We start from the raw sequence: 25,307 nt of genomic DNA, 5'->3' as shown, positions 1-25,307 counted from the left end.
AAAACCTCACCACGCACCAGATCCATATCTTCCGCAAACATCGTGAAAATGCAGCGCATCAAGAAGTTGGCAACCTCCTGCGGCTCATTGCCTTGCTCTTCCACCCATCGCGCCAGCTTCGCCAACGTAGCGGCAACTTCCCGCGTCACTTTTGCCCCGAATATCCTTGTCAAAGGCATAGGGATCGCTGGGGATATTGCCCTTTGGCGGTGGGCGATCGACTCCCAACGCATCACACAGGTCAAGAAAGAAGCCCTGATAGTTGGCTCGTTCATTGCCCTGAGAGCCCTGCCATGTTTTTAGAAATTGCTGGACTCGCTGCCTGCCTGCATCATCCATTCGGCACTCCTTAGCTGAAGCAGAGCGGCATCGCTATGAAGGAACCAAGTCTGCTACCTTACCTCCCCATACAGTGTTGACACAGCTACAGCCAGATAGAACACATTCTTCAGAAAGTCATTACAGTCTGCTCACAAATACTCTGCACATCAGCAGTCTCCTTATGCTCCCTTAAGAAAAGGCATGGTCATTGAGAAATCCGCTCCCTCTACCGCTCCACTCGCTCTAAACAGCACTGGGGTGAAATATCGAAAAATCGACATTCTGAAAGCTGAGCACTTTACGAGCAGGCATGGTGCTGCTGAGGGTGGCGATCGCTTCTCGCAACTGTGCCTTAAATTCAGCATTCATCTACTCGCTGGAACGTCCATGTAGCTACTACACTACAGAAGCGAAACTGACAACTTTAGGCAGCAGCGATTAAGCCTCAACAGCATGGCAAGAAAACCTTGCCATTTGGCAAATCTCAATAAGTTATTCTCCGTGGCTTCTTGTGATACATCGTCCGCAACACCCGCAAATATTCCGGTTCTGTCTCGATCGTCGTCCAAATATGGTGGGTCAGAGCCAGCTTCTGCTGATGCTTCTCACTGGGAAACCGACGGTGCTCTCCCTGCGAGAACCAGTGGTTAACCGTTGTCACTGAACAATCGCAGATGAACGCTAGCTCATCCCGTGAAACCTCCCAAAGCCGCAGAAACGTCTCAAGTTCCATCAATTCATTGTGCGCCAGTTGCAGATAAAGCTTTAACGCACACCAGTGTGTATGAGACGGCGGTCGAGGAGCAAGAGTCATGTCAATGAATTTGTCATCGTGACAAGGTTAGAGTATGATGCCTTATAGAATAGCAGTACACTTGAACTGTTGTTGAATTGCTTAAAACTTTTCGGTCGCTTGATCTACTGGATCGTTTTCAACCATGAGCATCATTACGATTCACTGCCGCCTTGTCGCCTCTGAACCAATTCGACGCCACCTCTGGTACCTTATGACCGAGAGCAATACCCCCTCGTTAATGACCTGCTAAACCAAGTCAGCCAGCATCCCGATTTTGAAACCTGGCAACGTCGAGGGACTGTCCCAGAAAAAACCGTTAAAGAGCTTTGCGAACCGCTCAAAGCCTCTTATCCAAGTCAGCCTGCACGTTTCTATGCCTCAGCGATTCTCATGGTGACGTACACCTATGAGTCATGGTTAGCACTCCAACAGAACCGCCGCCGCCGTTTAGATGGGAAACAAAAGTGGTTGTATGTGGTGAAGAGCGATGCGGAACTACTTGAACTCAGCGGTACCACTTTCAAAGCCATCCAGCAGCAGGCACAAACGATTCTGAACCAAATTGATGTAGAGCCTGAAATCCAAGCATCTCCTAACGCCAAGAGGCGTAAGCCAGCGCAAAAACAGGCTAAGTCTGTCAATACAGCAAGTCTCATGACGCGTCTATTTGAGGCTTATGAAGCGACAGACGAGATCCTGAGCCGTTGCGCGATCGCCTATCTCATCAAAAATGGCTGCAAAATTTCTGAAACTGAGGAAGATCCAGAGGCATTTGCTCACCGCCTTCACCGCAAGCAGCAAGAGATCGAGCAACTGGAGGCTCAAATGAGTGCCCGCCTACCCAAAGGGCGAGATCTAACCGGGGAAGAGTTTCTGAAGACGCTGGCGATCGCGACGCAGCAGGCTTCTGAAAGCGTCACCCAAGCGAGAGAGTGGCAAGCTAAACTACTCACCCGGCCAGCCTCCTTGCCCTATCCCATTCTCTACGGTAGTTCTACAGATGTACTTTGGGGAAAGACAGCAAAAGGCAGACTCGCCGTTAGCTTCAATGGCATCAGTAAATATCTAAAAGCAGCTGATTCTGACATCAAAAATTGGTTCAAGGACAACAAAGAATATCCGTTCCGGTTGTATTGTGACCAACGGCAACTGCCCTTCTTTCAGCGTTTTCTAGACGATTGGCAAGCCTATCGAGCTAATGAAGATACTTATCCAGCAGGCTTACTCACTCTCAGTTCAGCCATGCTGACTTGGAGAGAGGGTGAGGGCAACGGTGATCCCTGGAATGTTAACCATCTCACTCTGCATTGCTCCTTCGATACTCGCTTGATGACTGCAGAAGGAACCTTGCAAGTCCAGCAAGAGAAACTAGCTAAAGCTATCAGGAACCGGACTCTTGAAACCTCTGACCACGAGTTGACAGAACACCAGCAAAAGTTCCATCAGCGCAATGCCTCTACTCTTCGCCGCCTGACAAATTTGCCCCATCGCCCTAGCCGGAAACCTTACCAGGGCAACCCTGAAATTTTGGTGGGACTTAGTCTTGGGCTGGCTAACCCAGTTACAGCCGCCGTTGTCAATGCCAGTACAGGCGATGTGCTGTCTTACCGCACGCCTCGTACCTTACTCGGCGATCGTTACCACCTGCTTAACTGTCAGCGCCAACAGCAGCAGCAAAATGCTCTACAACGTCACAAAAATCAGAAGCGGGGGGTGGCGTACCAGCCATCAGAATCAGAGCTGGGTCAGTATCTTGACCGGTTGCTGGCAAAGGCAATTATCCAGCTCGCTCAAATCCACCAAGCAGGCAGCATCGTCATTCCAAACCTGACGCATCTGCGAGAATTACTTGCCAGTGAGATTACAGCAAGGGCTGAACAGAAATCGAGCTTAGTTGAAATTCAAAACAAGTATGCCAAGGAGTACCGCCAGGCGATCCATCGCTGGAGCTACAACCGACTCATTGACAGTATTCGTGGCAAAGGGCAGCAGCTCGGCATCATAGTTGAGTCAGGCTTTCAGCCGCTCCAAGGCACCCACAAAGAACAAGCAAAAGATATGGCGATCGCCGCCTATCATGCCCGTACGATTGCCACAAAATAGGCATGTGCTTTAGTACATTTGAACCTAGACAAGTTAATATACGGAACAATAGCGCCGCAGTTCAAGCTCTTCGAGCCGCTGAACTGTGAAAAATGAGGGTCAGTTTGGTCGTCGTGAGACGGCTGTGCTTTCCGACCCTAATAGCTGTCCGCTTACTGACTGCCATCCTGGTGCAGATTTCACTTTGAAGTTTGTGTGGAGATGGGAAGCTGCATTAGTTGAGTCCGTTCTTCAAATGTAGCGCAGGTGCGCACCCAGCAGAAGTAAGTGAAGCCTTCATCATATGGAGGGACAGGAGCATCATCCATTTCAATTTATTGATGGCGGTGGTGTGACTGAAGTGGCGGCTACTGAATCGCCTCTGATCAAGGAGGAGTCCTCCATTATTTTTGGCAAACCGAAGCAAGGGCGAAATCCTTGGGGGGTTCGCCAAAATCCTACAATCTCCTTCTGGCAGTAATTTCATTAGTTTGAAGATTGCCAGCGTGAGCTCTCAAAAAAGTTGAAAGTGTACTTTTAGACAGGTTTGCCAAAAGCGAGCTTGGAGAGCTTACAGGTAAAGGATTCTAGCGCTGGGAGTCGCAATCGCCTTTCCAGCAATGGAAGGGCTGAAAGAGATCGTTGTCTCGCGTTGAATCGTCAGCTGGAAAGAGGTCGCAATCGCCTTTCCAGCAATGGAAGGGCTGAAAGGATCAACGTTGCATAGCTCGGATACATCAGTGTTGGGTCGCAATCGCCTTTCCAGCAATGGAAGGGCTGAAAGAGTATCAAGACGGTTTTACGGTTATTATTACAAGCACGCCAGGTCGCAATCGCCTTTCCAGCAATGGAAGGGCTGAAAGCGAACTGCCTGAACAGACCCGCTATCCCCATAAGGCAAACGTCGCAATCGCCTTTCCAGCAATGGAAGGGCTGAAAGGAAAAAGCCATGTACCTAGAAGAGCCTCTTTTTATAGTCGCAATCGCCTTTCCAGCAATGGAAGGGCTGAAAGTTAAGTCCGTCTTTTCGTCAACAGCGTTATCCCCGATGAGTCGCAATCGTCTTTCCAGCAATGGAAGGGCTGAAAGACTTCGCTAAGGTTGCTGACTCTAAAATGAACCAGGTTGCAATCGCACTTCCAGAAATGGGCAGGCTGAGAGAGGCTAGTTTTGAGTAAAGCTTTGGAGGACTGAAAGGAGCGCTGCGATCTCACCCTTAAGCGAACTAAGCTTAATCTGGCGATTGCAGCAGAAACGACATTAATCTGCGAAATGCTAGCAAGCTCTCACTTAACGACATTAATGTGCGAATGCAACAAAAATGCCCTAAAACGACATTAATCTGCGAAGCGCGACATTTAATGTGCGAATGTACAGCTGTTGTCCATTAAAAAGTAATTTGCCCAGCTTAAACATTTAATATCAAGCCTAAATTAGAGCCTGAAGAACGCCTACAAAGCACACTTCAGGCTTTTTCAGTGGGTTTTTATTTTGCAGTCGAAGTTAAACAGCTATTTGCTTTTTTCTGAAAACAACTGAAAACAGCTTAAACTGATAAGTGCCTTTTTTCTGTCAACCGCTAAAGCCTATCAGGTTTAGCTTATGGAAAGTCTAGAAACTGCATCTGCTGCTCAACCACCCGCTGTTCCTACCGGGGTAACTGCCCTTGTAGAAGAAGATCAGCAACCCGCGCATAAGATTCTGATTGAGCTTATTGAGGATCTGGACAAGCGAAGAGAGGTGATGCGGAAAGTCGAGGCGGTTGAAGACATCATCCAAGCTTCTGATGAACTCAAGCAAGAGAGAATCCAGTTGTGGGCAGACAGGCTGGAAAAACACCCTTCAACGATAGACCGATGGGTAAGGAAGGCAATGGGACCGGATGGTCTAGCTTCGCTCGCTAGAGCTACACGATCTGATGCAGGGCAGATTAAGGGTTGCAAGCGGTGGAAGCAATCAGTTGAGTATTGGACAGAGTTTATTCTCAAGACCTATAACGATGGCGTTAAGGCAAAATTGGGCATGACCCGCAGCCTTGTCAATAACCAATTGAAGGGGCATGCTGAACTTGATTTGGGATTGAAACAGGGTGAGTACCCCTCACACATGTTTGTTTACAACATTCTAGATCCCCTTATTGAGAAGAAGAATCGAAAAGTTCGCAACCCAGGGCAGGGACCTGGAATCATCATCAAGGTTACGACTGGCAAAAAAGATGGTAAGTGGGTTGAGGAAGATATTGAGGTTATTCGTAGCAACCAGGTTTGGCAAATCGACCATACGCGACTAGACAATCTACTTACAGATGAAAGCGGGGGTCTTGCTGGATCTGTGTGGATCACTGCGGTGATCGATTCCTGGTCAGGCTGTGTGATGGGCTACCATCTTAGCTTTGGTTCTGCCGGATCGCATGAAGTCGCCTTAGCCCTTCGCCACGCCATTTTGCAAAAGCACTGCGAACCGGAGTATCAACTCCGACATGAGTGGGAGGTTTGTGGTTTACCTGAATATATTGTTACTGACCGAGCGAAGGAGTTCAGATCGGCACACCTGAAGCACATTGCATCAGATTTGAACATCAAACTGCGTCTGCGTCTCTACACGGAACAAGGTGGTATCGTAGAGCGATTATTTCTGGCAATAAAAACCGAATTCTCAGCACTGGTGTTGGGGTTTAAGGGCGGCAGTCTCAAAGAACGTCCAGAGCATCCTGAGAAGTATGCCTGCGTTGTCTACGAAGACTACGCTAGGTGGCTAGTGCAGTATCTCGTGGATCATCACAATCAGCACTTATACCCAAGGGTTGCGAACCAAACACGCTTGATGCGATGGTGGGCAGGTTTGCCGGATCTCAAGCCTAGAATGCCTGTTAGTGAGCGAGAACTTGACCTTTGCTTGATGAAAACTCTAAAACGCAACGTTGAAGAACGGGGATGCGTCAATTTTGAAAAGCTAGTCTATACAGCAAGTTTAAGTCGTGATGTAGAGGGGCATTGGCGTTACAACAAGTCGGCAAACTTTCTTAAGGATTACGAAGGGAAGAAAGTCATCATCCGGTATAACCCAACCAATATCATTTACGTTCTTGTTTACACACTCGAAGAAAATGGTCAGCCATCTAAGTTCTTAGGCACAATTAGGGCAAGAGATTTGGAGGAGGAGCGTCTATCTTTGAAGGAATGGGAAGACCGCAAGAGGAAAATGCGCGAAGAGGGCAAGGCGATCGACCAAACGTCCATTCTCGCCCAACAACGCGACTTATTCAATACTTCAATTAAGCAAGCCAAAACACTTAGGCAGCGGCGCAAGACGGAAAATAACCGGCTTACTAAACAATCTGAACATTCGGACAAGGTAGTGCAGTTATTTCCTCCAGAGGCTCCCCCCTCAGAGGTTGAACCAGAAAGTAAAGATGTTAGAGGCATAACCGAACCACCCACATCAGAGGCTTTGTACGAACCACTTCCGGCAGAGGATTTGCAATCCACACAAGAAACTCCTAAAATCCAGATACAACCTGCACTCTACGTTGTTTCTGATTGGAATGAGTTTGTTGAAGAGGGATGGTAGACCAAGATGAGCCAGTCGAACTTGGCAGTTCAGCCACTTGAGGAAGAATCTCATCACTCCAAAGTTCAATCTGGAGCGGCACAATCTGACGCAAACCCATCAACTCCTAAAGCCCTAAAGCTGGGGGCACAGAAGGAGCGATCGCTTGAACAACAAGTAGAAGTTGAGCGGATTTGTCAAATTGACCTATACGTTCAGCTAGAAAGAGATGAGAACTTATTCACTGCATTGAACCAGTGGCGGGAAACTGGCATTTGTGGTTGTGTAACTACAATGGATCGCTTGGGTTTAGCTAAGTCTTTAATATTTTATACACAGAGTCATATTAGACGACGTGGTGGTTTGTTGATGACTCCTGCACCCCTTGCTTACATCGAAATTGAACAAAATGGCAGTCCGACAGACTTGTTCCTTTTGATTCTAGAGTTTCTGGTTAATCCTCTCGATTGCGGTTATCTGCGGCAGCTTCGCTCTCGCACATGGGGAACGCTCAAGTCGTGTGGAGTTAAACTCTTGATTGTTAACAACGCAGACTTACTATCTTTTAACGCTTTTAATGAGCTTGTACGAATCACCGAAAAACTGAAAATCTCTATCGTTCTAGCAGGTTCTCCCTACCTCAATGATGTTATTGATCCGAGACTTGACAAGAAGAAAAAATATATCACTACTTACAATACTTTCTTAAAACAGCACCCTTACGTCAGACTTAGTAAAGAAAATATAGCTACGGTTATAGCTGAGTGGGAGAAAAAGTTGGGCTGGACAAAGCCGCTGAATTTGTTAAAGGACAAGGGGATTATCAATACGTTGGAGGCTAGCTCTCAAGGACAGCTTCGAGTGCTCTATGAAAACCTCCGAGAGGTTGCGATTTGGAAAATTGATCACCCTAAAGCACAGATCAATCCCCAGAATATCTCTAAGGCTTTGGGTGTCTGCCAACAACCGATATTGAAACTTTAGGATGCTAAGAATAGGCTTCAATATTGTTGTCTGAGATAGACAACTTTTTCTTGCGTAGGGTTTTGGATAAAGTCATAGATGCAAAAAGACGAAAGCCATCAGTCACTTCTACACCTTCTCCCATGGGATGATGAAAGCATCAGTCCTTATCTTGGACGTTGGTACCGTCAAGAGGTAGTTAGTACCGATTCTCATAGCCTGGGAAAAGGATTGAGGTTGGGTAAAATTCTATGGCGATGGGAAAACTTCTACTTCAATCCGCCTCCAACTTCTCAAGAATTGCAGAAGTTAGACACATTTACGGGGCTGGGAATAGAAAGGCTACTGCTGCTGTTTCCACCTGAGCATGAGCCTATTAAGCCTAGACCAGTCCGAATTTGTGCAGCTTGCTACACTGAGGCTCCTTACCATCGCATGAGTTGGCAGTATCAATCCACAGAAGGGTGCGAGCATCATCGGCTTCGCCTTCTCCCAAAATGTCCAGAGCCTAAATGTGGAGAGCCTTTTCCTCTTCCGAGCCAATTGACAGTTTTGCAGTGCAAAAAATGCGGGATGCCATACAAGACAATGGCAAAGAAGCAAAAGCCTTATTAGTTGGAATAAGGCAACAAACAAGGCTTCCTTTCAGCCAACTCGCTTGAATAACTTTTTGCCTAGAGAAAAAATTTCTGGACACCCAAATTTTTTGGGGTTAGGGTGAAGCCAAGACAGGAGTGAATAGACACCTTTCCTCCCTTGACTCTTTTGAAGACCGGATGGGTACGCTGTAAAGGGATGAAGTTCGTCTGCTAGAAGCGATCGTCTCAGGGGACAAGCGCATCGCTATGCCGGAATCAGACTTAGAGATCGGAATGAGAATGATTGATCACTGGCACTGGTGCTAGGTAACGAAAGGACAGAAAGCCGATGATGCAGTAGAAAACAAGTCAGAAATAAATCTTTAGAAAAGTGTAAAAGCCTTACAGGTTGCACTTTATAAGTCTGAACGCGAGAGCAGACCACCCACCCCCTCGCTGCCTCCACCCCCCCGGGAGGTGTCCCTTGGGAGCACCAAGGGAAAAAGTGAGTGACGCGACCCACTCCCAGGTTTCTTCCTGCTCTTCTCGTTTCATCCACAGCACAACACGCTCACGAATGCGGATTTTGCTCACACGCCAACCTACCGCCACATTAAACTCCTCAACGTTCTGTCCTACTTCCTCCCAGATTTTCTTCTGCACGCTGAAGCCAAACTTGCCGTCACTGTATTTTACCCAGAGTTGATCGATCGTGCGGAGGTCAGTGCAAGGAAACTGTTCCATATCATCCGCAAGCAAGTAGCCTCGCTCCTCCTGTCCTGTCGCCTTTAACATAACATTGCCTGTTTCCTTATCCGCTTCTTGCCATTGCCCCGCTTTCAGCAAATCCCGCAGTCGGGTGTAGTCTATACCTTTCTCAGAGGCAAGTTCGTTAGCGCTGGCTGTTTGAGCCGCCTGCCGTCTTGGCAGTTTCTCTCGTCGTTGCTGCTCCAGCACCCATTGCCGTTCTAATTCTTCCTGTCTTAGCCTTTCTGCCTCTATCTGCTGTCGCTTCAATTCCTCGGCTTCCTGCCATTGTCTCTCCTGCGCTTCCATCTGTCGCAGCTTTTCAACCCCCTCTTGTTCGAGTTGTTGTTGCCGTTGCTGCTCTAATTTTTGCTGCCTTTTCAGTTCAAGCTGACGCTCTGCTTCTTTTCTGCGTTGCTCTTGATAGGTAGCTTCTTGAGGTGCAACAAGCGGTGCTTCAATTCGAGCAACATCTTTATCACTCAATTCCAAAGACTGCTGAAATTTGGTTAATCCATCTCGAACAAAAGAATCGAGCGGGTATTGAGCAGCGATCGCCTTCGTAAACTCTTCCTCATAACGCCGTAACCGATTTTCATACTCTACCCGTGCCTGTTCCTGTCGTTGGCGATTGGCTTCCTGTCTCAGTTTCTCCTGGTATCTAACTTCCGCTGGCTGCACCAGTGGTTGTCTAGCCCGAGCAATATCTTCATCCCTCAGTCCTAAAGATTGCTGCAAATTGCCTAACTCTTGATGGGTTTGCTGACTGAAGGGAAATTCTCGTTGAATTGCATCGTTCAAAACCTGCTCATACTGAAACAGGTTTTGCTGATAGGCAGCCGATTGCTGAGCAAACTGCGCTTCAACCGCCTGCTGAATGGGCAAAATATCCTCATCCCTCAACCCAAGCATCTGCTGGAGCGTATTCAAGTCTTCACGGGCAAACTCACTCAGCGGATACTCATAATCTGCTTCTGCAATCAACGTTTCCCGATACCGTTGCAGATTCGCCAGCCGCTCCTGGTAAGGACGCAATACCTCAACTTCAATTTCAGTTGCTTCTTCGAGCGTCAACCCTAACTGCTGTCTCAATATCTTCAGAATAGCCTGCCCTCTGGGTGGAATTGTGCCTGCATTGGCATAGCGTAAAGCAGCTTTCCGATATTTCAGCTTGGGGTCAGTCACCTTTGCCTTGGCAAGCACAATTTCAAACCCCTTATCTTTCAGCACAATAATTTTGGGGGTCATCTTGGGTGCTGTTTCCTGTACTTTGCTAGCAGCATACTCATGCAACTCCAGCACTGAAACAAAACCATCCTCATTGCGATCGCCTGCTCCTGTCTCAATTCCCTCTACTAGATAGCGGGTGTAGATCGAGAGCTCTGAGCCTTGCTGCTCAAAGGAATACTCAGTCGAACTGGAAGAGGTTAAGACAACCCGCCCCTCAGCCCCCAGTTGGCTTTGCAAATCCACCGAGCCATCATCTTTAGCTCGCAATGCTGGATCAAACGCTCCACTAAAGCAACAGTCCAAGATAATTGCCTGCCGCTTGCAACGACTATTGTTCATGATGTCGTGAACAAAGCTCGTTGGTACAGCGGTTGATCGCATTAAGTCTCCCTTAGCGTTTTTCTGAGTGATCCGGCTGGCAAAATATAGTCTACCGCTGTCATCCTTAATCCCATGCCCAGAGAAGAACAGCAACACCAGATCATCTTTGGTGCAACCCGAAAACAAGGTTTCAATCTCGTATTGCATTGCCTGTGGGTCAGGATTAGCAAGCGGCTTCGCCTCATCGAACCCACCCATCTCTGGGTCAAGCAAAACCCGCTGCATCGCTGCAATATCTTTCACTGCTGCAGGTAATGGGTTTAACCCCGGTTCATACTCACTGACCCCAATCAGCAACGCAATCTTTGCCACAGTTTTCCACCTATACCATTACAAAATCTTGGGCGGCTTTAATCGCCGCTTCTAGCTCTTCTCGGCTGTGCGCTTTCACCTTGAGCTTCTTGCCATTTGCTTCAACTTCCAGTTCGATCGGCTTTCCACCCAAGCGATCGCCCAGAAATCCCATCACCTTTTGGGCATTCTCTTTATTCACCTGAGCCGTCAGCAGCCCTACCAAAATTGCGCCCACTGCTTTATTTCCTGCTGGTGGATTCGGGTCAAGCACGCGATCGACCGTTTCAATCTCGTCTAGGTCTTTCAGTTGCGCCAGCAGGTTTTGGGCTTGCTCTTCTAGTTCCTCGTTGTCCAAATCCGGGTCATTGAAGGCGATCGTCAGCTTAACGTTCGAGATCTCTGTCATGTCAATCCTGTCTGTGGGGAGATAAGCTGTGGCGTTTATCCCTCTTTATAGCAGGTAAAAAAACGCACATCCGCTAAAAGAAAGAAATCCTAAAGAACTTTACAAAATTCTCCAAGCGTCTGAAGCCAAACACAGCAAGCTACTGGTCGCGTTCTTAATCGGTAGGGCTGACGCTTAACCCTCATTTCCCAAGGCACTCGCCAGAAAGCTATCACCGTGCCTCACCCATAATCGACACTCCCTGCCCGAAGCTTTACTCCAGGCTATGACAAGCTTTCCTTAAGATTCCCTCTTTGTAGAGGAATGACGGTTTTGACTTGATAAGGTTGAAAGAACGTGTATTTGAGACCAATTAGCCCTATCGTTAAGCTCTATCTCAGGATAGAGATTGTAAGTGTAAATTAGGTTAAGTTGATACCTGCTTTCAATCAGACTGGCTTGAAACTGGAAATTTGTAGAAGATTAGGAACGCAAACATGGCGAAGGTCGCATTGCTGATTGGGGTTGGAAATTACGAGCATCCAGATGCTTTGAAACCACTGGTCAGCGCGCCTAAAGATGTGGCAGCCATGCAGCGAATTTTGCAGAACGCGCAAATGGGGGAATTTTCTGAGGTCATACCGCTCATCGACCCAGACCCGATGCAGATGCAGGAAGCGATCGAGACGCTGTACCGCGATCGGGCAAAAGATGACCTCGTCCTACTCTTCTTCTCTGGGCACGGCATCAAAGACGATAGCGGCAGACTGCACTTTGCCACACGCCTCACTCGTAAAACACCGAAGGGAGACCTAATTCAATCGACAGCGGTTTCTGCCCGCTTTGTGCAGGAAATCATGGGCAAAAGCCGGTCGCGGCGACAAGTCATGATTTTGGACTGCTGCTTCAGTGGAGCCTTTGACCCCGCACTCAACGCCAAAGACGATGGTTCGCTGGATGTTCAGGGGCAACTCGGTGCCGAAGGGCGTGTTGTCCTGACCTCTTCAAGTTCGACTCAGTATTCGTTTGAGCAGCAAGGCTCAGACCTCTCGATTTATACCCGCTTTTTAGTGGAAGGAATTGAAACCGGAGCAGCCGATCGGGATAACGATGGCAAGGTTTCGGTGCAAGAATTGCATGAGTATGCTACCCAAAAGGTGCAGGAAACGGCACCGACGATGAATCCTAAAATCATTGTGCTAAAGGATGAAGGCTTTGATGTCGTCTTTGCGAAAGCGCAAATTACTGATCCGAACTTGAAGTACCGCAAAGAAGCAGAGCGCTATTCGATGCGGGGTGAAATCTCGCTAACCGGACGAGCCTTGCTTAATGCACTGCGAGAGAGGTTGGGAGTAACGCGTGAAGAAGCACAAGAGATTGAAGAGCAAGTTTTACAACCGTTTCGGGAACGTCTGAAACGGATAGAGGATTATCGTTCAGCATTTGTTGCAGAAGCCGAACGTCAATACCCTCTAACCCAGGAAACACTCAGTGAGTTGAAAGACTTACGAGAGATTCTGGGACTGCGAAAAGAGGATGTGACACCAGTTGAACAAGAAGTCATCTCACAAATTGTTAGCAAGTCAGAAGTTTATCGACACAGCCTACAACGGTATGAACAAGAATTTACCAGAGCCATTCAGTCTGAGTATCCATTGAGTCAACCCGTTAGTGAGAGCTTGAACAAGTTTCAAGCTGACTTGGGATTGATCGATGAGGATGTGGCACAAATCAAGCGACCCATTCTTGAGCGTCGAGCGGCTGAGGATAGGCAACCACAGTTAGAGCCGCAAAAGCCACAGGATACAGAAAAAGCACGACAACCAAACGAGGAAGTGCAAAAGCTGCAACCCGAAAGCCGACAGGGGGAACAACAACCAACTCCTCCACAACATAGGACTGTTCGTTCTTCAAACAAGGTGCTACTGGTTGGAGCCTGTCTTTCATCAATACTTATTGCCGGAGGACTTTTCTATTTCAACTCGACTCATCCACAATCTCTACCTGATGTTCAAAAATCGCCTAGTCCTTCTATTACACCAACTCCCATAGCTTCTCTGCCTTCTTCTCCCAAGCCCGTAACTTCTCCATCGTCGCAATTCGGTTCAACTAATACTCCTGTATCTTCTTTACCCACACCAACACCTAGCCCAAACCAAACTCCTACCCCAGTACCAATAGCTCCTCCGCCTCCGCCTACCCCAACTGCCATACCTTCAAACGAGCTTAAGTACAGAACTGTTCAGACTCGTGATGGAAAGGTTTCTATGCGAGAGGGTACTAAGACAACCAGTAAAATTATTGCTCAGCTAAAACCAGGCACAGTTGTATTTTGTGGAGACACAAAAGAGGGAGATAATTTTGATTTTCGCGGTCAGTCTAGCAAGCAGTGGATGTACTGCAAAAAGCTTGGTGGCTTCAGTGGCTTCATTCACTCACTTCTCCTTGATCCCGTCTGAACACGGAGAAGCGTAGTGGTCTAACAGCCTCAGTGCACACCGATCGACGAGAGGTTATTGGTTAGAGTTCAAGATTCTCTACGGTGTTGACTTAAAAAGTTATGCGTCGGCGAATTGTGGAAGAGGGCGTTAGTGCCTTTCTACCGCCACAATCACCGACTATAGGGTACATCTTGTGATGCGTGAAAGCGACTGTGGAGATTAAACTCGTGGAGAGCGTTGGTGCAGTGCCGATAACACTTAAGCCAATTATGCTAGGGCGACAACTGAGGCTTCCTTGGAAAGAAGTGCGATCGACAGATTTTTGCCGAAGACAAATTAGGTTTGTAACGACTGATCGATCGCATCCAGTTCGTCATCCAGAGTTGCTAGTTTGGCTTCCTCATCCTGAATTTGCTTCTGCAACTGGAACTTGACGGCTTCGCCTGTCTCGATCGCGAAGCTTTTCCGTAGATGCCCTAGTTTCTCACTACGAATGTTTCGTTCGTCCTCCAGGGCTTGCTGACGTTGCATTAAGCGGCGTTTTTGAGTAGGCGTTAATTTCGGAGGGGCTGGTTGAGTTGTGATGGTTTGAGGCGGTTGCACTGCTGGTTCAGGTGTTCCTGAAATCAGGACAGGGACTGGCACTTGTTGCTCAGTGACATTCCCTGGGAAGCTTAATTCCTGCGCTGGCTTCATAGGTTCTGTCTGTCGTTGCGATTCAGCGTCCTGTTCAGACTTGACTCTTAAGGGTGCCAGTACTCGCGCTGCAATGGCTGCAATGTCTGCATCTCGCAACCCTAATTGCTGTTGGTATTTGTTTAATGCAGTTTCATTCGCAACGCTAAAAGGGTACTCGATTTGCACTGCTTCAGTTAAAGCCTGTTCGTACTCGTATAGCTTGCGCTCATACTGGCGATATGGCTCCAATACTGCGTCTTCAATCGCTTTGGCTTCCTCAACCGAAATGTTCCACTCAGCACGTTTACCTTCTAGTAACTTCTGAGTAAAAAACAAAAGTTTACCTTGTCCTGCTTCAGCAGCCGTTTGCACTTCCTTGCGATACTTGAGCTTCGGGTCGTCCTGCCGTGATCGCGACAGCACAATTTTGTACCCCTCCTCCACTGGGTAAAACTTAGGGGTCATTGCAGGTGCTGCTTCCTTGACCCGGCTAGCGGCGTACTCATGCAGTTCTTCTACTGCAATCCAACCATCTCCGTCCACGTCAGCGGCTCCTGTCTCAATCCCTTCGACTAAATAACGGGTGTAAATTGATAACCCTGCGTCATCATGCCCTGCTGCTGCGCCAAACGAATACTCAGTGGAAGTGGAAGAGGTCAGAATCGCCCGTCCCTTGCCGCCTAGATACTCTTTCAAGTTGACGGTGCCATCATCCTTAACCGTCATCCCTTGCGCGATCGCGCCACTAAAGCAGCAATCCAGAACGATCACCTGTCGCTGTGATCGACTTTCGTTGATATTCTCATGCAGAGACGCAGTGGCTACGGCTGATGGTCTGACCAACCTGCCGTTAGTGTCCTTGCGAGTCACACGGGTCGCCAGGTAAAGCCTGCCATTCTCATCTTTAATGCCATGACCAGAAAAGTAAAGCAGCAGCAGGTCATCCTTTTTTCGATCACTGAAGAGTCGATAGATCTCATCCTCCATCTCCTGCCGCTGTGGATTTTTCAGCACTGTAATGTTCGCCTCGGCAAAACCTCCCAGTTCTGGATCGGCTAAGACTCGTTGCATAGCATCGACATCCTTCACCGCTCCAGGTAAGGGATTTAGCCCAGGCTCATACTCACTCACGCCAATCAGCAATGCAACCTTTGCCATTTCAGTGCCCTACGCTGCTGCAAATTTCTGGGCTGCTGCGATCGCCGCTTCCAACTCTTCTCGACTGTGCGCTTTCACCTTGAGCTTCTTGCCGTTTGCTTCGACTTCCAGTTCGATCGGCTTTCCACCCAAGCGATCGCCCAGAAATCTCATCACCTTTTGGGCATTCTCTTTATTCACCTGAGCCGTCAGCAGTCCTACCAAAATTGCGCCCACTGCTTTGTTCCCTTCCGGTGGATTCGGATCGAGAACCCGCTCGACCTCTACTTCGTCCATCTGCTGCAATTCAGCCATGAACCGCTGCGCCTGCTCTTCTCGTTCTTCCGCATCGAGGTCAGGGTCATTGAAGGCGATCGTGAGCTTAACGTTTGAGGTATCTGTCATGTCAATTCTGTCTGTAAGGAACAATCTAGAGCGTTTATTCCCCTTTATAACCGCTAAAAACTCTACATTTGTCAAAAGCAAGAAAGATTAAAGAGAGGAAAATGCTGCGATTATCTATGTTGCCTCAACGACGGCTCGCTGCATATCCAGCACAAAGTTGCCACCTACTCAAAAATCCCATACTTGAATGACGACTGAATAGCCTGCTTCTTCCAGAACCTAGTCAACCCACTCTGCTCAGGTGCGATCATTCCCGGCATAACTTATGAAAAAATCTTTCATGGTTTTTAGGAGGTAATAGAAAATAATGGGCTATTTTTCGGAGAAACTTAGGTAGTTCAGGTAGGCTCCTATGGACCAAATAACTCTTCCAGATTCTTAATTCGCTATCAGGAAATTGACGCAATACAGTTGAAAATTGAATTTATCTTGTTCCACCTCCAAGTCTACGCTTAAGCAATGGATCAGACTTACCTGATTTAGATGGAGATTGTGAATCTGTAGAATTCATTCGCGTAATGAACTAGATTGTGAATCTGTAGAATTCATTCGCGTAATGAACATTGCCCACCCACTGCTTGAACTTTCTATAAAGAAGACTTTATTTAGAAACTCATTAGTGAGTAAAACACGACTACCATCTGTGTTTGTATACCCTGTTAAAGGATTCCCCCAGGGATCATTTGCAATAAGCCCTGACTCTGTGTAGCCTATCAAACAAACCACTGAGCCTGAACGGGTGGTCGACATGGCAGCCAGTACAGGACGACCACTTGCTAATTGTTGTTTAACTTGCTCCAGTGTTCTATTTAGACCCATAACTGCTTCAAAACCGTAGGTTTTAGCCACTGCTTCCGTAGCCTCCCAGTCGCTAATATCACCAAATTCTTGATATTTCTGATATAATTCGTCCTCTAGTTGGACTCCAGGCGTTTTGGGCTTTACTCCGTAATATGACAAAGCCATTGCTAAAGAGGTAGATTGACTAGCTCTGAAATTCACATAGACGTTATCTCGTTGAGACAAATAGGGAACAGACAACTCAACGTTTACTGGAAGTGATTGCTTTAAATTAGGAGATGAGCTTGATGGTGTATTAGATGGGATAGAGGGGGATACTCCAGGCACGGATGGAGCATTAGTAGCGGGTTGCTCCCGAGTCTTTAGCCGCTTCCGAGCCATCGATGGTCCAAGTGTGGGTGATGCAGAAGGACTGCCTTGAGATGAGGGTGTTGCAGAACTTGCTACGTCAGGCGTTTGCCGAGAGTCAGGCGATCGCAACCTGTACTGTATTCCAATGAAGATAAGTACTGAGGCAATCGTGCCGCCTGCGATCGCAATGGGCAAGCGTAGTCTGTTCCGAGACAATGTAGGTAGTCCTTCTGACTCCTGACTCTTCGGCAAAGTCCCATTCAGCACATCGGGAATCGTTAGATTGATGCCCTCAATCCGCACCTCATAGTTGACATCTACTGCTTGAGTCATTTGGGCAGTAGCGGCGGCTAAGTTACCCCGCGCCAAGTCTGCCATAGCCCCGCTGTAGTTGAGTAAGGATTGAAATGCAGAGAGCGGTTCTTCCAAACTATTCACCAACGCAGCCATCCGTATCCATTCGGCTTTGTCGTCTAACGCTAGTTGAGCTAATACAATGGCGATGCTATGCGCAGCTTCGGATGGATTCTTGTACGTCAAAGCTCTCCACTGCTGCCCCTGCGCCAGATCCTGCACATCCAGATCTGGATTGTCTAACTGCTGTTCGACATACGCCATCACAAAATCAGCCAGTTCTCGAATGCGTTCCAAGCCAAAGCGGGAATCGTTCTGTAATTGACTCAGCAGGTCATCTCGGACCGCTTTATCCATCTCGTAGAGTTCATTGCCGACTTCTTTGCACAGGTTAGACAGCATTAAGTCAGCGACTGCAATCCAGGGAATCTCGATCGCCTCGCCGTGAGTATCTCGCTGAAAGTTTGCCCAGAGCGAATACAGTAGGTCGGGAGTGAGTGCGAGAGGTAGAGCAGCATGACAAGCTAGCCAGAAGTGCCCCTCACCAAAGCGTTGACGAAAGGCTTCAATACGTCGGGTTGTCGATCGCGTCTTGGCATTCGTGGAGGACGATCGTGTGCTGGTCATTTTTGACCTCCCAGCAGTGCGGCTAATAAATGATGGCGACCACGTAAGGCATCGATCGCCTCATCTAATCCCTGACGCGTAGCTTCAAACATGGGTACTTGAAGGGCAATTTCTCTAGCGGTGCTGGTGTTCCATCGCGCTTTGGGCATCGGGTTTAGCCATGCGACATACCGTACCTGCTGTTTAAGCTGTTGCAAGAAAGTAGCGGTCAAGTCGGCTCGCTCAAGGTTTAAGCCACCCCGCGCCGCGCCTGCATCACTAAAAATTAGGACAGCCGTGCGATCGCGTTGAAACTCTCTCAGCACTTCCTCAATGGGTTTAGCCTCCTGATGCGTCGGGTCGTTGTAAAGATAGTCAACGGGGCAGTTATGGAAATAGTACGCCCCAGCCTTGCCCAATCGTCCTCCCCGGAGTGCCGTTTCTACCAAACGAGCCGACAGCGAATGAAAGGGCACCATTGAGCCATCCTGATCAATCAACAATACCAATTCAGTACGATTGGTGCGTCGAGCGACCAGAACCGGGTTCAGCAACATCCCATCGTGAGCAATGCGATGCACGGTTGCCTCCACATCTAATTCGGTTGCCATCCCTTCTCTCACCATCCGACGCAGATGTCGCCAGCTTTGCTTCATTTGCCGCTGAGTAACCGGAAGGTAATCGGTTGTTAGCAAAAAGCAATCGCCTGATTTCCCTTGCTTTTGGCTAGTCACTTGCCGCATAGCCTGAGCCACTTGTACTTCGTCTTTGATTGTGTGTAAAAGTTTAGAAGGAGGAGTGGAATTAGGCTTAGACGAAGACGTTGAAGGGGGGGAATGACGCTGAAAGCGCTCGACAATTTGATAGCCCCGCAGTAACCAAACAGTACCCAGACCAATCAAGCCTGCACTAACTAACAGAATCAAAAGTAGCCCTGCTGGAGGAGGCCCAAAAATTTGATTCGATGGAGACCACGGTTGAATTGGCTGAGCCGTTTGAGTTGGTTGAACAGGCACGTTGGAAGTGGATGGAACAGGAGACGTAGAGGGTGAGAGAACTATGGGTGTTGTAACCTTTGATTTAGGTGGAGTCCATGTTGTGACAACTAGCAGCACCGTAGTGAATGCTCCACCACCAACAAGCAAAACTAAGCTATCTTTAATCTTTTCTCTGCTAAGAATGTCTTTAACGAAGGTTTGCGATTGCCTTCCTCCTTGGTCGGGTTGATCAGTCTTGGTCGCCAAGGATTCTGGCTGTGCAAGCTCACGTTCAATCGATTGGTTGAAGTAATAATCAAATAGCTGTTGCTCATTGAACGATCGCACCCATAGTGTTTGGCAAAGACGAGCAAGAGCTGCGCGATCGGGTAAGCCATAACCTTTCTGCAATGACTTTACAGCCGCCTCGTAGTCTGCAATACCCAGGGGTAAGCCAGCTTCACGCAGACGGGTAAATAGCTCTAGCAATGGCAGATCATCCACGTTTGCCCAACCTCAAATAGCGGATGTGGTCTTCCCAACTCTTCAACAACACACCCGCGAAAGGGAGTTGCCCACCCAGATGCCCCAACGCCTCTTCGTGCGGATAGCGACGCAACACCCGAAACCAGTCAATCAACTCACTGGTACTCACTTTCTTGCCCGACTCACCTTTATCTCGCTTCATGTCTTCCCGCAGTTGGAGAAAGCGAGCCACGGCTTGATTGACTAATGCTTCCGGGGTTGAGGGAAAGCGCGAACGGATGATTTGAATCAGGCGATCGTGATTCGGAAATTCAACGAAATGAAACAAACAACGGCGCAGAAAGGCATCGGGCAAATCTTTTTCGTCATTGCTAGTAATAAACACAATGGGAGGCACCTTTGCACTAATTGCTTCTCCCGTTTCTTCCACCAGAAATTGTTGCTTATCCAGTTCCAGCAGCAAGTCATTGGGGAAATCAATATCTGCTTTGTCAATTTCATCGATCAACACCACGGTTCGCTGCTCATTCAAAAACGCACGACCCAACGGTCCCCAGCGAACGTAGGTGGTGGGATCATCTGCCCTCCTGATCTGTTCCTCGTTGAGGCGACCCGACCCTGCCAGTTGAGCATCCCGTAAACGCCCCACCGCATCATAGGTATACAATCCGTCTCGTGCCCGACTGGTCGATTTCACGTACCAGCTTTCCAAGGGCAAACCCAACTCATCGGCAACCGCAGACGCCAGTTGAGTCTTGCCGCAACCAGGTTCACCCTTGAGCAGCAGCGGACGCTCTAAATAAATCGCCAGATTCACCGCCTCTATCAATTCCCGACTTGGCAGATAGGGCAACCCATCAGTGGCTTTGGGCTGAACCGTTCCAACGTATTCCAGGGATGCGCTTACAGTTTCAACCATTTTTCCTCGTTGTCATACCAATTAGAACCTGCCTGCCGACAAATCTCGTCCAACGTGGGTTCTGGAATGCCGCGATCGCTGTTCTCCAAAATATCTTGCACCGTTTCGTCGGGTTCGTCCAACAGATTTGTAGGCAGATCATCGGCTGAAAATTCCAACCAGTTCAGCAATTCGTCCTCCGTAAACTCACCAATTAGCGGCAGCTTCACAGGAATCACAGGTTGCCATGCAGCATCAAGTTGCTCAGTAAAGGGAACCTTCCAGTTGCCGACACAGCCGTCATAGTCCACCAGAAACATCAAAAGCTTGTAAGCGCTTTCTGGCTCACCTCCTGACCAGGCTCGAACTGCCAGCGGCATCCAAAAATCTCGCAGCAACTCGCTTAGAAAGGTTTCTGGCAGAACATCAATTTCATAGAGGACCAGCAAGACATTTTGCGTCTGCCACCACTGATAGACGCGATCGACAATTTCGGCGATCGTTCCCTGCCGACCTAAACCAACACGTCCAGCCAGTTCTCGCCACAGAGCTGCAACGTCACTTCGTCGCGCAACACGACTCAGATTCAGCTTGACTACCTTGCCTGTAATACTGTCTCGCGTGTGCTGCACCACCAGGCGATTGAGCAACCACCGTTGCCCATAGTCAGAAGCACCATGAATGAGAAAAGCAGCGATTGGGTGGCTTTGGACAAACTTGCGAAAAATCTGAACTTGCTTGCGGTATCCCAGTTTCAGAAGCGCCTGGTAGAGTCGTCCATCCTGCGACAGCCTGTCCATTTGAACCAGCCGTTGCTCTAATGACTCCAGTTCTGCGTCAACTTGCTCAATCTGCTTTTTCAGTTGAAATTGCATACTGGGGTCAGCCGCAATGGCGGAGCTTCGCCCCAACTCCAACCGCTTCTCGCTGAGCAGGCTGTACTGTTCTTGTAAAGCCTCTCTTTTTGCCTGTAATGGATCAAGTCCTTGCATTGAGGAAGCTTAACAGAATTAACTTCTACAATTACACCTTGTCTCTGTCCAACTCAGCATTTCCTACGCAAGCCTTAATATCAAGTTTGCGAACCGCTACATTCTTTTTAAGCTGATACCTTCAGCATTCAGAAGCTGTCCGATCCATTCAACAATAGTGGGCAGTGCGCCCTATGTTCCTAAACTAATGTTCATCTGCTTCTTAAGTTAAAACCGCACAGCCGCATTCGCCTCAAACGCTGCATTTCGCCTCAGTTCCAACCACTTCTGACTTAACAGGCTGTGCTGTTCTTGAAGTGTTTGACGCTGGGGCTGCAATGGGTCGAATTGCGACATTGAGCGATGTCAGCTAAACACTCAGCGCATACCTGTATTTTCTACCGTTATAGCTTTAATTTAAGTGTAAGTTTCTGCTTTAGTCAAATCCTTTCAACCGCAAGCGTTTAAGCCTCACTGCGATCGCTGCCTTACGTTGGTAAATGCTAAATAGTTCGCTGCTGTTTCTACGTCATCCCAAATCTGCCTGATCATTGGACGCGTCCTCAACACCGTAGCGGACAAAAAGGTCAGAAACCTTGATAGTGAGGGCTTTTGCTAACTTCTCAATGTTTTCCAGAGAGGGGTTGCGATCGCCCCTCTCAATATCTGAGACGTAAGTTCTGTGAAGCTCGGCACGCTCGGCAAGCTCCTCTTGGGAAAGGTCTAACTCTCGGCGTCGCCGCCTGATAGCCTTTCCAAACCGCTGTTTAACATCTGACTGGCTTTTGTCTCCCACGGGACAATCGTGGGGAAATGCAGCTAACAAGTCTACATGAAATAAGTGACTTTATGTAGACTATAAGAGTATAATTACTTTGTACTGATTGAACTTACTGCTGAAGGATGTTCTCGACTCTCCCCCCAAAATTTCCGCATGGGATTGGTCAACCGAAATTTTCGATTGGCGATCGCGCCCGCTTTGTCCCCCTTTCTGCCGAAGATTACGGCATCATCGTCGGACTCCAGTTCGTACCAGCGGCACACCTTTCGGGCTGGGGGTGGCGTTACACCCTTTGGCTTGATCCCCAGTCAGCCAGTCGTGCTTGGACTGACTCAGACCTGGTCTGGGAAGACGACCTGCAACGTTTCACGCTTGACTCGGCTGACCCTTTGTCCCAGGAGCAACCCGTATGACCCCGCAAACCTTAGGCAGACGCGAACTTGCTCTGCTGCACTTTTACTGTGGCTGTCAGTTCAGCATGACCCCGCACGCGTTTTATGCTCGCTGGGGCGTCACACATACGCAAATTGCTCAAATTTGTGGCGTGAGTGAAGCCTCGGTAGACCGCTGGTTCTCCCACAGCAAGCACCGTCGTGTGGCTGAAGTCAGGCACCGCCGCAAGCTGGCAGAGATGCATTTTATCTGGGAGCACTACGAGCGCGTGCCGCTGGCACTGGTCGCTCACATCTGCTCACCCCCACCCAATGGTCAAGTCCCCTCACCGTGATAGCAACCATTTCCCTTGTACAGCAGGGCTGTTTTATGGTGAGGGAACCTTGCACTCAACCCAGTGGCTTTGTGATTGAAATTTCCCTCGAAAAACGTTGTCTCACCATTGACCGCATCACAGGTGCGATCGCCCAGGCTGCTTATAGCCGTTCTGCCATGAAACCCGAACTGCTGACACGTCTGGGGCAACTAGCCGCTCCCTATGCGCCCCTCCCCTCCTGGTCCGTACATCCTAATACCATACGTGCCCTGGTGCGGCGTTATTCGGAACAGGCTGCCTTTTACCCTTTGGAAGAGATGGCGCAGTGGCTTGCCTACCAGCGCTACGGGCTGTTCCTGCTCCCAGGACACCAACCCCTCTTTTATGCCCGCACAGAGCATAAACCCATTTGCCCCAATCGTAGTGCCACGGCGGCACTCGGTGAAGCCTGCTTGGGTTTGGTGATGCAGTACCTCTACCACGGTCGGCTCTTAGCAAGACCGATCGGCGATTATCCGGATGCTGTCTGTGCTCACCCCATAGACCAGGCAATCTACTTGGGTGAGGCAAAAGCGACAGCGGCGCAGACAGTCGATGACATCAAGCATGTGATCGATAGTGAACTGCCACGCTTCATCCCCTTTGTAATCGCAGCCAATGCCCTCGACCATACATCCACTAAAGTGCTGGGGCTACTGGTCGGGACCACGATCTTGAGCAGTGACCAGTGGCATTGCGCGATTTCCGAAGTACAGGTCTAAAGCTGATGGTACAAGCTATCTCCGATCGTGAGTTTATCCTGCAACAAGTGGTGCGTATGCTGCTCGAAAACGTAGAGACTAGCAATGAAAGTAATCTGGTGCTGCAACTAGCACTCACTGAACTGGTGAAGCAGGTGATGCGCGAACTGGCGCAGGCTGGTGCAGCCAACCAGCTCCAAGGCAAGCTGCTCCAGACCGCGATCCAAACCACTATGCAACTGCTGGAGGCACGGGCAGCAACAGTTAATCAGGGCGACCTGTCCCCTTATTGGGCACGCATCGCCCGCTCGCTCCGCTGGGTTGCCAAAGAAATGACCACGTTGGGGTTGCGGCTCCAAGAAGCACGGCAGGGTGAAGTGATGCGTGCGCCCAAGGTGGTGTCTGCTGCCCCCGTCCCTTTCCAGATTACTGAGTTGGGGTCACGGGGTCATCTAGAGGGGTTGATTGTCCACCCCCTGGCAGACTGCCGTTTAGATTTGGAGCGCGTCCAGCAGTCCTACCGGGTCCAAGCCAGCCGGGGCTATCCCTGGGAAGTGGAAAGCGAGGGGATCACGTTCGTCGTTGAGGCGGATAGCAGCATCATCACTTTTCTAGAGGGCTTTCCTGACGCTGTGGTTGAGCAGGCAAAGTCAGCGTTGGAACAGCTTGCCCATGACTTGTATACATCAGTGGGTGCTGGATGAACTCTTTCGTTGGTATTAAAAGCGGTAGCTAATCTCAAATGATTTTGGCTCAATTACGGTGAATAGGCAATAACAGAGAATCAGTTTGTAAACCTAATTAAGCTGAACCAAAAATAGTCACCAGTCTGTAAGTTAAAACGTAATATCGCCAATGGTTCAAGGAAGGCTTTATAAGAAATAGAATAACCTTGCAGCACTTCTCAAAGAGACTCCGTGCCTATGTGATGATATTTTCAATTGTGCCTATATGGTGAGATTCTGCTGAAGTTCACATTGATTCAGAAACTTATTTATGGCTATTTTTACAGTTCGAGCGCGGGTGATTCCAAGCGAAAGAAGTGCCAGTAGGAAGACGAAGGGTGAAGTTTTTGCTCATGCCAGCGAAACAGTAAAACAGGAAACCTGGGAGTCAGCAGTAATTGTTTCAGATCTGATTGAAACGCTGCGAGTCGAAGTTGCGGCACACAGTGATTTTGAGGTCTGGAAACGGAGTGGTAAGCTTGCTAACAAGGAACTAAAGCAGCTTTGGAACGACCATAGAGCGAATGCGCCCTACGAAGACTTACCTGAGCGCCTTGCCCGCTCAGCTTGGCTAACAACTAGATCAATCTACGATAGTTGGTTCGCCCTGAGAGAAAGCTTGCAAATCCGGGTAGATTGGCTCAAGCGTTGGCTGGACATAGCTAAAAGTGATGTTGAATTACTTCAAGTGTGCGGCTGCGAGTTGGAGCAGATGAAAGCAAAGGCACATGAAATCCTTGAAGTAGTCAAAGCTGAGTTTGAGGCAGATCAATCTAAACAGACGGTTAATGCAGTAGGTCAGAAAGTGTTTGTAAATGCTGGTTAAGCAGGTTTCAAGTTCCTCGTTCGTCGGTTGTTTGTTAACCGCCTCAGCATCAACCGAATCATGACCACATAAACCATGCCTTCATGATTTTCAGG

At 48.7% G+C, this 25,307-nt stretch carries 23 protein-coding genes and 1 CRISPR repeat array; of the genes, 10 read left to right on the top strand and 13 right to left on the bottom strand.

The annotated features are described in order from the left end of the window. Positions 1-84: 84 nt before the first annotated feature. The 3 genes from H6F86_RS16555 to H6F86_RS16550 form a co-directional block, all read right to left on the bottom strand. Complete coding sequence (locus H6F86_RS16555; RefSeq protein ID WP_190449833.1) at positions 85-339, bottom strand: type IIL restriction-modification enzyme MmeI; 255 nt, start codon at positions 337-339, stop codon at positions 85-87. Between the two features lie 225 nt (positions 340-564). Further along, positions 565-690 (bottom strand): hypothetical protein, encoded by a 126-nt coding sequence (locus H6F86_RS32860; RefSeq protein ID WP_277881679.1) that lies wholly within the window; start codon positions 688-690, stop codon positions 565-567. 115 nt (positions 691-805) lie between these two features. After that, positions 806-1,135, bottom strand: a complete 330-nt coding sequence (locus H6F86_RS16550) for a hypothetical protein (RefSeq protein WP_242033556.1) — start codon at positions 1,133-1,135, stop codon at positions 806-808. A 183-nt stretch (positions 1,136-1,318) separates the two neighbouring features. Here H6F86_RS16550 and cas12k point away from each other — a divergent pair, with 183 nt between their 5' ends. The 4 genes from cas12k (at position 1,319) to H6F86_RS16530 (ending at position 7,732) form a co-directional block, all read left to right on the top strand. After that, a complete protein-coding gene (gene cas12k / locus H6F86_RS16545; RefSeq protein ID WP_199305331.1) occupies positions 1,319-3,220 on the top strand; it encodes a type V CRISPR-associated protein Cas12k in 1,902 nt (633 codons plus the stop codon). 283 nt (positions 3,221-3,503) lie between these two features. Continuing rightward, a complete protein-coding gene (locus tag H6F86_RS16540) occupies positions 3,504-3,680 on the top strand; it encodes a hypothetical protein (RefSeq protein WP_190449829.1) in 177 nt (58 codons plus the stop codon). 118 nt (positions 3,681-3,798) lie between these two features. Further along, positions 3,799-4,360: a CRISPR direct-repeat array (repeat unit 37 nt; unit sequence GTCGCAATCGCCTTTCCAGCAATGGAAGGGCTGAAAG). Positions 4,361-4,801: 441 nt separating this feature from the next. Further along, on the top strand, positions 4,802-6,769 hold the full coding sequence (locus H6F86_RS16535; RefSeq protein WP_190449828.1) for a Mu transposase C-terminal domain-containing protein: 1,968 nt from the start codon (positions 4,802-4,804) through the stop codon (positions 6,767-6,769). Between the two features lie 6 nt (positions 6,770-6,775). Further along, on the top strand, positions 6,776-7,732 hold the full coding sequence (locus H6F86_RS16530) for an ATP-binding protein (RefSeq protein WP_190449826.1): 957 nt from the start codon (positions 6,776-6,778) through the stop codon (positions 7,730-7,732). A gap of 959 nt (positions 7,733-8,691) precedes the next feature. Here the strand turns inward: H6F86_RS16530 and H6F86_RS32310 are convergent. After that, entirely contained in the window at positions 8,692-10,959 is a 2,268-nt protein-coding gene (locus H6F86_RS32310; protein ID WP_190449822.1) for a GUN4 domain-containing protein, read from the bottom strand. A 10-nt stretch (positions 10,960-10,969) separates the two neighbouring features. Continuing rightward, the gene (locus H6F86_RS16515) at positions 10,970-11,347 is read right to left on the bottom strand and encodes a hypothetical protein (RefSeq protein WP_190449805.1); all 378 of its coding nucleotides are present in this window, start codon (positions 11,345-11,347) and stop codon (positions 10,970-10,972) included. A gap of 476 nt (positions 11,348-11,823) precedes the next feature. On the opposite strand from H6F86_RS16515, the gene H6F86_RS32305 reads away from it, so the two are divergent. Continuing rightward, complete coding sequence (locus H6F86_RS32305) at positions 11,824-13,785, top strand: caspase family protein (protein WP_190449803.1); 1,962 nt, start codon at positions 11,824-11,826, stop codon at positions 13,783-13,785. A 318-nt stretch (positions 13,786-14,103) separates the two neighbouring features. On the opposite strand, the gene H6F86_RS16505 is transcribed toward H6F86_RS32305, so the two are convergent. From H6F86_RS16505 to H6F86_RS16475, 8 genes are all read right to left on the bottom strand, one after another. Next, a complete protein-coding gene (locus H6F86_RS16505; RefSeq protein WP_190449802.1) occupies positions 14,104-15,603 on the bottom strand; it encodes a caspase family protein in 1,500 nt (499 codons plus the stop codon). A gap of 9 nt (positions 15,604-15,612) precedes the next feature. Next, a complete protein-coding gene (locus H6F86_RS16500) occupies positions 15,613-15,987 on the bottom strand; it encodes a hypothetical protein (RefSeq protein ID WP_190449800.1) in 375 nt (124 codons plus the stop codon). Between the two features lie 507 nt (positions 15,988-16,494). Beyond that, positions 16,495-18,120 carry a C39 family peptidase gene (locus H6F86_RS16495; protein ID WP_190449798.1) on the bottom strand — a complete coding sequence of 542 codons (1,626 nt, stop codon included), beginning with the start codon at positions 18,118-18,120 and terminating at the stop codon, positions 16,495-16,497. Further along, positions 18,117-19,580, bottom strand: coding sequence for a VWA domain-containing protein (locus H6F86_RS16490; RefSeq protein ID WP_190449797.1), 1,464 nt, complete (start codon positions 19,578-19,580; stop codon positions 18,117-18,119). Before H6F86_RS16490 ends, H6F86_RS16495 begins: the two co-directional genes overlap by 4 nt. Beyond that, positions 19,573-20,481 carry a MoxR family ATPase gene (locus tag H6F86_RS16485; RefSeq protein WP_190449795.1) on the bottom strand — a complete coding sequence of 303 codons (909 nt, stop codon included), beginning with the start codon at positions 20,479-20,481 and terminating at the stop codon, positions 19,573-19,575. The genes H6F86_RS16490 and H6F86_RS16485 overlap by 8 nt, the downstream gene beginning before the upstream one ends. After that, positions 20,466-21,452: a hypothetical protein gene (locus H6F86_RS16480; RefSeq protein ID WP_190449793.1), complete on the bottom strand. Its 987-nt coding sequence runs from the start codon at positions 21,450-21,452 to the stop codon at positions 20,466-20,468. The genes H6F86_RS16485 and H6F86_RS16480 overlap by 16 nt, the downstream gene beginning before the upstream one ends. Positions 21,453-21,659: 207 nt before the next feature. Continuing rightward, complete coding sequence (locus H6F86_RS32855) at positions 21,660-21,788, bottom strand: hypothetical protein (protein WP_277881678.1); 129 nt, start codon at positions 21,786-21,788, stop codon at positions 21,660-21,662. A 172-nt stretch (positions 21,789-21,960) separates the two neighbouring features. After that, positions 21,961-22,257: a helix-turn-helix transcriptional regulator gene (locus tag H6F86_RS16475; RefSeq protein WP_199305327.1), complete on the bottom strand. Its 297-nt coding sequence runs from the start codon at positions 22,255-22,257 to the stop codon at positions 21,961-21,963. Positions 22,258-22,334: 77 nt separating this feature from the next. On the opposite strand from H6F86_RS16475, the gene H6F86_RS16470 reads away from it, so the two are divergent. From H6F86_RS16470 to H6F86_RS16450, 5 genes are all read left to right on the top strand, one after another. Continuing rightward, complete coding sequence (locus H6F86_RS16470; protein ID WP_190449792.1) at positions 22,335-22,625, top strand: hypothetical protein; 291 nt, start codon at positions 22,335-22,337, stop codon at positions 22,623-22,625. After that, complete coding sequence (locus tag H6F86_RS16465; protein WP_190449790.1) at positions 22,622-22,939, top strand: helix-turn-helix domain-containing protein; 318 nt, start codon at positions 22,622-22,624, stop codon at positions 22,937-22,939. The genes H6F86_RS16470 and H6F86_RS16465 overlap by 4 nt, the downstream gene beginning before the upstream one ends. A gap of 35 nt (positions 22,940-22,974) precedes the next feature. Continuing rightward, positions 22,975-23,682: a hypothetical protein gene (locus H6F86_RS16460; RefSeq protein WP_190449788.1), complete on the top strand. Its 708-nt coding sequence runs from the start codon at positions 22,975-22,977 to the stop codon at positions 23,680-23,682. Then, positions 23,649-24,365 carry a hypothetical protein gene (locus H6F86_RS16455; protein ID WP_190449786.1) on the top strand — a complete coding sequence of 239 codons (717 nt, stop codon included), beginning with the start codon at positions 23,649-23,651 and terminating at the stop codon, positions 24,363-24,365. The genes H6F86_RS16460 and H6F86_RS16455 overlap by 34 nt, the downstream gene beginning before the upstream one ends. A 292-nt stretch (positions 24,366-24,657) precedes the next feature. Continuing rightward, on the top strand, positions 24,658-25,212 hold the full coding sequence (locus tag H6F86_RS16450) for a hypothetical protein (protein ID WP_190449783.1): 555 nt from the start codon (positions 24,658-24,660) through the stop codon (positions 25,210-25,212). The last annotated feature ends 95 nt before the right edge of the window (positions 25,213-25,307 follow it).

The sequence above is a fragment of the Phormidium sp. FACHB-592 genome (assembly GCF_014695795.1).
Lineage (GTDB): Bacteria > Cyanobacteriota > Cyanobacteriia > Leptolyngbyales > Leptolyngbyaceae > Stenomitos.
This window is presented reverse-complemented; position numbering and strand designations above follow the sequence as displayed.